The organism is Serratia microhaemolytica (assembly GCF_004011885.1).
Taxonomy (GTDB): Bacteria; Pseudomonadota; Gammaproteobacteria; order Enterobacterales; family Enterobacteriaceae; genus Serratia_G; species Serratia_G microhaemolytica.
In genome coordinates this window covers 1-6,150 of the sequence record NZ_SBEF01000064.1, presented here as the reverse complement: position 1 = coordinate 6,150, position 6,150 = coordinate 1, and the positions used below count along the sequence as shown (strand labels likewise).

Genomic DNA, 6,150 nt, shown 5'->3' with positions numbered 1-6,150 from the left:
ACCGACCAAGCTCAGTATAAAACTGAAACGCAAACGAGCGTGGATGAAAACAGATTTTTTAGAACGCATACTTAATGCAGGATTTGGGCGATAGAGTGAATTTTAATCATTCATGCGGTTGCCCTGGGGCATCAATAAAACTTTCCATCTTGTAAGTGTTAATTATATTTGCAATAAATTGATACGCTAATCAGCAATGCACAGACAGCAAAGGAAAATAAACGAGCAAGAGATAAGCAGAGAAAATCTTCCTCGTTTACACGTCTAAGAATGACAGCTTGCTGTAGTATTCCGAAGAATTTTAATCTACCAAACACTTTGTTTTACAGAGCCATGCTCTTAATGAAATATGATGATATGGAATTTTCATAAGTAATTTCCATGCGCTTATGATATAGATTCAGCTTTATATGTGAATGAGAATTTTATTATAGATGGGATATAAAATGGCGGATATAAAATGGCGAATATGAGATGTGATACAGAGATAAAGCTTTCATTGGTTGTACCAGTTTTCAATGAAGTAAAAATGATTGACTTGTTTGTAGGTAAAGTCTCAGATGAATTAAAAAGAGACCCACTTATTAACTTTGAAATTGTTTTCGTTAATGACGGAAGTACTGATGAGACATTGGAATGTCTCATCAAATGTCAGCGTGAAGATCCTCGAATAAAAATAGTGGATCTAAGTCGTAATTTTGGCAAAGAAGCTGCGCTTACTGCAGGACTTCAACTGGCGAGTGGGGAAGTTGTTGTGCCTATTGATGTTGACTTGCAGGATCCACCAGAGCTTATTCATGAAATGATTGCTCGATGGCGTGATGGATATGAAGTAGTATTAGGACGTCGGATCGATCGTAACTCCGATTCGTTAGCTAAACGTACATCCGCAAACTGGTTTTATCGAGTTCATAATAAGCTTGCTAATATTCGACTCCCTGAAAATGTTGGTGATTTTAGATTGATGGATCGTGTTGTAATTGAGGCACTTAAACAATTACCTGAGTCTAGGCGATTTATGAAGGGGTTGTTTGCATGGGTTGGTTTTCGTACTACTTATATTGACTATGTTCGTCCTGAACGTGTAGCAGGTTCAAGTAAGTTTAATAGCTGGAAATTGTGGAATCTTGCCCTTGAGGGAATTACTAGCTTTAGTACAGTCCCACTGCGTATTTGGACATACATTGGTTTGGCCATTTCGTTGACTTCCTTTGTTTTTGCTGTCTATGTTTTGTTTAAAATCCTAATCTATGGTGTAGATGTGCCAGGATATGCATCATTGATGGTTGCTGTGACCTTTCTAGGTGGATTACAGCTGATTGGAATTGGGGTAATTGGTGAATATTTAGGTAGAACTTATATTGAGTCTAAACAACGTCCAGTATTTCTAGTACGTCATATTTATGAGGGGTTAAATAATAAATGGATCTAAAAGAGATAGACATTCTTGGTGATAAAATTGAAAATCACTGGTACTACAGGTCAAAATCGAAAGCGATGATGCGATTTCTGAATGGATATGTTCCAGATAAAATTCTTGATGTTGGTGCAGGATCAGGTTTTTTTTCTCAACATCTTTTATCAAATACAAATGCTACGGAAGCTTGGTGTGTTGATATCAGTTATCAATCTGACTTTGATGACAATAAATTTGACAAGATGATTCATTATCGACGTGAAATTAGTGATGTCGGAGTGGATTTAGTACTTTTCATGGATGTTTTGGAGCATGTAGACAATGATGTTATGTTACTTAAAGAATATGTAGATAAAGTACCAAAGGGTTGTCAATTCTTGATATCTGTGCCTGCGTTTCAGTTTCTTTGGAGTGGGCATGATGATTTTCTTGAACATAAGCGTCGTTATAGATTGAATCACTTAGAGTCTATCGTAAATGAATCTGGTCTTAGTGTAATACATGGATCCTATTATTTTGGTGCAGTGTTTCCAATAGCGGCATTACTCAGATTGATAAATTCAGCCACCGCTAGTAATAAAAAGCCTAAGTCACACTTAGTTAAACACCATCCTATGATTAATGGAATTCTTGATTTTTTTTGTCGAGCTGAGTTGCCATTTATGAGATTAAATCGTGTTATGGGATTAACGGCATTTTGTTTAGCTGAAAAAAAATAACAGTTTCATATGAATTCTATCGAATTGTTGGGTGATGATTAGTAATATGGAAAATTGTCATTTTTTAACGAAACTATTGCGTTTCCTTACAACTGGTGTCTTTGTAACCGCTATTCATATTACAATTGCAACACTTCTTATTGAGTATGTTGAACTGCCTCCTATATGTGCTAATGGGATCGCTTTTGTTATCGCAACAATTATTTCATATCTAATAAATACAGTTTGGAGTTTTTCGACACAGCTACGTGGTAAGATATTGTTACGGTTCATCATTGTATCTATCATTTGTCTTTTATGGACGATATTGATGTCTTGGATTGCACAGCAGCTTGAATTTCATTATTTGTTTGGAATCTTAATAATTGCAGTCACAATACCACCACTCTCATTTATACTGCATAATTATTGGACATATAGGGAAGCATCTTTTGAAGACCATTACTAAACTATCATTATTTTTTACTGTGATTTTATTGCCGATAATATGGTTTTATTTTTTAATTCCAGTTCATCTTACAGTGAAACATGCAGCAGATACCGTAGTGACTGTATATGTTGATGGTACAGAGACAAGTTTAAAACATTATAGTCATACTTCTGAGCATAGACTTGAAGTTTTAAACTTGTCAAAAGAAAATCAAATTGTTGAATTAGCATTACCCATCCCTGATGGATCACCGCGTTTGAAGTTAGATCAATTTGAAGTCGTTTCAGATGGCTGGACTCCTACTCACAATGGAGAGAGAGTGGAATCTGGAGTTAATGGTAGCCGTCTAGTGTTTACCGTGCGTTCAGCTGAACCTGAATTGGCATTTCTGCAACGTGCTGATGGAGGAAATGTGAGTGTATCGAGTGACGATGGATTTAAAACTAGTTTAAATCTGAGAAGTGATTCCTATGGCTTTCGGACAATTAAACTCCCGGCCCGTGAAGTAGTGACCGTGAGTTACATTGGAAGTATAGCTTCGATTTCAGATACATTCGTTAAAGTTTCTGGGGGAAATAAAGATTCGTTATTGCTTGCAAATTTAGGTGGTGGACGATTATTGACGAGCGTAACAATTCCCCCAGAGCAACAGTATCATTTAATATTGAAAAGCAAGTTCCAGTTGCTTGTATTAGTTGCTGAAGATTTTTATTTTCCATTAGGGGTTGCTCTTTTATTTGTGATATTTTTTTCAAATATCGGAAAATTACTTCTTGCTCCATTATCTTTAAAAGGTGACTTTATTGTAAATCCTTTGCTTGCATTTGCTTCTGGATTATCGATATTTGCCTTGATAAACAATACAGCATCTTATTTCTTCTCTGGAAACGAAATTGCTCCGTTTGTTTTTGTGATTTTTTTACTTACATTCTTCTATGTTGTGTATTGGATGCTAAGAAATAAATCAATTGATTATTTTCGATTTTCGTCTTTGAGTAAGGGAGGACTATTGGCTGGACTCGCTAGTGTTTGGCTTGGATTTTGGCCAGCCTCGATTGCAGGGAATGCATATCTTGGTTTTCTTCAGACAGATTCATTTTTTTATACGAATGTTTCTACTGCCATACAAAATCTATCATTATTTGAGTATATTGAAAAAGGCGGACTAATTGGTTATGGCCTAAGATCAATTGATTTGTCTTTGGCTGCAGTGTTAGCAAGTAGTACAAATTTGCCGACAAGTACTGTTTGGCTTGCATTGTGTATGCTTTTTATGTTCTTACCACCAATTTTTGCATATGAGCTTGTGCTGAAATGGAGAGAAAGCAAGCGCATTGCATTAGTTACCTCTTGGGCAGTAGCAATGTCAGCTCCTCTGGCTGGGTTATTTTTTGAAGCATATTTTGCCCAGTTTCTGCTTGTTGGCTTTTTGTATATGAATTTATATACAGGATGGCATTTTTATCAAAGCATTGTTTCTGGTCAATTAAAATGGCAAGCTATATTGTCTTTTATCTTGGTTAGTGCAGTGATCATACTCCTCTATCCGTATTTTGCAGTGTTAACATTTGTAATTATTGGAGTGGTTTTTTTTCGTGCAATAAAGATTGGTCAAGTCAAGATTGTTTTTCTTATTATCATTTTGATTCTACTATTTGATAATATCGGTGTTTATTTTCTTTTTAATCATGCAGCTACTGATAGTTTTACACCAAGATTAAATGAAATTGCTCAGTACGTTGTTTTTCCTTTTTATAAAAAGGCAAAATTTGCATCGTTTATACTTGGATTTACCCCATTCCATGGTACAGCTGAGTTGTTTTTGAACATTGCATCAGAGTTTCATAATGTCATCTTCACTGGCATGGCTTATTTTGTACAAGTAACATCAGGAAAGTTTTCCTGGATATTGGTGTTTGTAGTCATTTATATATATGTACATTCATTGTGGCTCGGAAGAAGGTATTTTCTGTCAGGATTCTCACTTGTTATACTTATAGTTTTTTCTTGCTATGTTGCCCTGATGCTATTATCTTTCATGTTTAGTGGACTTTATGCATATGCTAAATTGACTTGGACTGTTGGGGCGCTGTTGCCAATTCTAATTATCCCTACTATTTTATCTCCTAGCAATATCCAAGCTGAAACTAAAAAAAGTCGAGCGTTAAAAATAAGTGGTATAATAATTGTGACTATTTTGATTTTTAGTAATGGATTATCAAAATTGCTGACAGGATTCCTTTGGGTGGCCAATCCATACGCAGCTGTAGGAAATCGTGTTAATACCGTGGTGGCTGGCCCGATATTACATATTCAAGAGTTAATAACACATAAGTTATACAATCGCGCTGATTTTATGTTTTATTGTGCATCAGATGCTAATTGCCAAAAAGATCAGAAAGCTATGGTGTTAGCAGCGCATTTATATTCTTATATGTTATCAATGAATTATAGTTGTATTAATTGTGATTTATCATGGCAGTTATTGGATTATCGTGGATTTAGGGTAAATAAAGACATCAATTTTGATGCTAAAAAAGGTGTTGTAATTCAAATGGATACTTTTGCTCCAATACTTGTAAAATGAGAGTTTTGTGAGTACAGATAATAAGTGTAATATTTATGCATAATGGCTAATTGAGAGCCCATCTCAATAGGACTTGCTGTGTCATACATTATGACCATTTCTGAGGGTGAATTATGACAAATAGCAAGTGGAAGATTAGCGATGAACTGTGGGAAAAGATGGTGCTACTAATCCCGGAGCACAAAACTCAACATCCGTTGGGAACGCATCGTAAACGCGTTGATAATCGTGCCGCCATGAACGCTATTTTCTTCGTTCTGAGGATGGGGTGTCAATTGAGTGCGCTTAACGCAACGGGAATATGTTCATCGACGCTTTCAGGAGTGGTGTGATGCAGGCGTGTTCGAGCGCTTCTGGCAGAACGGTTTAGTTGCCTGTGAGCATCTCGAGTACATTGACGGGTCATGGCTGTCGATGGACGGCTGTATGACCCAATCCCTCCCCTGTGGCAGGGACAAAAAAACAGGCCGCAACCCCACAGACAGAGGGAAACAAGGCGTCAAGCACAGTCTGATGACCGATGCCAACGGGCTGTCGCTGATCGTCACCGCAGCGAACACGCATGACATCAAATTGGTTGCAGATACGCTTGATGCCCTGCAGACAGGGCGTCCGGGAGAAAAGCTCAGGCTCTGTCTGGATAAAGGTTACGAAGCAGGCTGGCTAAGAACGTATCTACAGCGCCGCCGTTACGAGCCAGATATCCAATCTAGGAAAGAGGAGTCTGAAGCCAGTAAGAGCAAGAGTTTCAAAGCCCATCGTTGGGTCGTTGAGAGGACGCATAGTTAGCTTAATCGATATCGTCGTTTATTGGTTCGCTGGGAGAAAAAGGCTGAAAATTACGAGGCCATGTTGCATTTTGCCTGCGGACTTAGAGCCCATCTCAATAGGAATTACTGTATAATACATCATGATCATTTCTGAGGGTGAATTATGGCAAATAGCAAGTGGCAGATTAGCGATGAACTGTGGGAAAAGATGGCACCACTGATCCCGG

At 37.4% G+C, this 6,150-nt stretch carries 4 protein-coding genes and 1 pseudogene; all 5 read left to right on the top strand.

The features are described from left to right. Nucleotides 1-487: 487 nt before the first annotated feature. The 5 genes and pseudogenes from EOJ37_RS13460 (at nt 488) to EOJ37_RS13440 (ending at nt 6,077) form a co-directional block, all read left to right on the top strand. Entirely contained in the window at nt 488-1,432 is a 945-nt protein-coding gene (locus EOJ37_RS13460; RefSeq protein ID WP_206194066.1) for a glycosyltransferase family 2 protein, read from the top strand. Beyond that, nucleotides 1,423-2,136 carry a class I SAM-dependent methyltransferase gene (locus tag EOJ37_RS13455; protein WP_127960412.1) on the top strand — a complete coding sequence of 238 codons (714 nt, stop codon included), beginning with the start codon at nt 1,423-1,425 and terminating at the stop codon, nt 2,134-2,136. Before EOJ37_RS13460 ends, EOJ37_RS13455 begins: the two co-directional genes overlap by 10 nt. 34 nt (nt 2,137-2,170) lie before the next feature. Continuing rightward, entirely contained in the window at nt 2,171-2,584 is a 414-nt protein-coding gene (locus EOJ37_RS15110) for a GtrA family protein (RefSeq protein ID WP_420820641.1), read from the top strand. After that, entirely contained in the window at nt 2,568-5,153 is a 2,586-nt protein-coding gene (locus tag EOJ37_RS13445) for a hypothetical protein (RefSeq protein WP_127960410.1), read from the top strand. The genes EOJ37_RS15110 and EOJ37_RS13445 overlap by 17 nt, the downstream gene beginning before the upstream one ends. 113 nt (nt 5,154-5,266) lie before the next feature. After that, nucleotides 5,267-6,077 (top strand): annotated as a pseudogene (locus EOJ37_RS13440) (IS5 family transposase). Nucleotides 6,078-6,150: the final 73 nt, after the last annotated feature.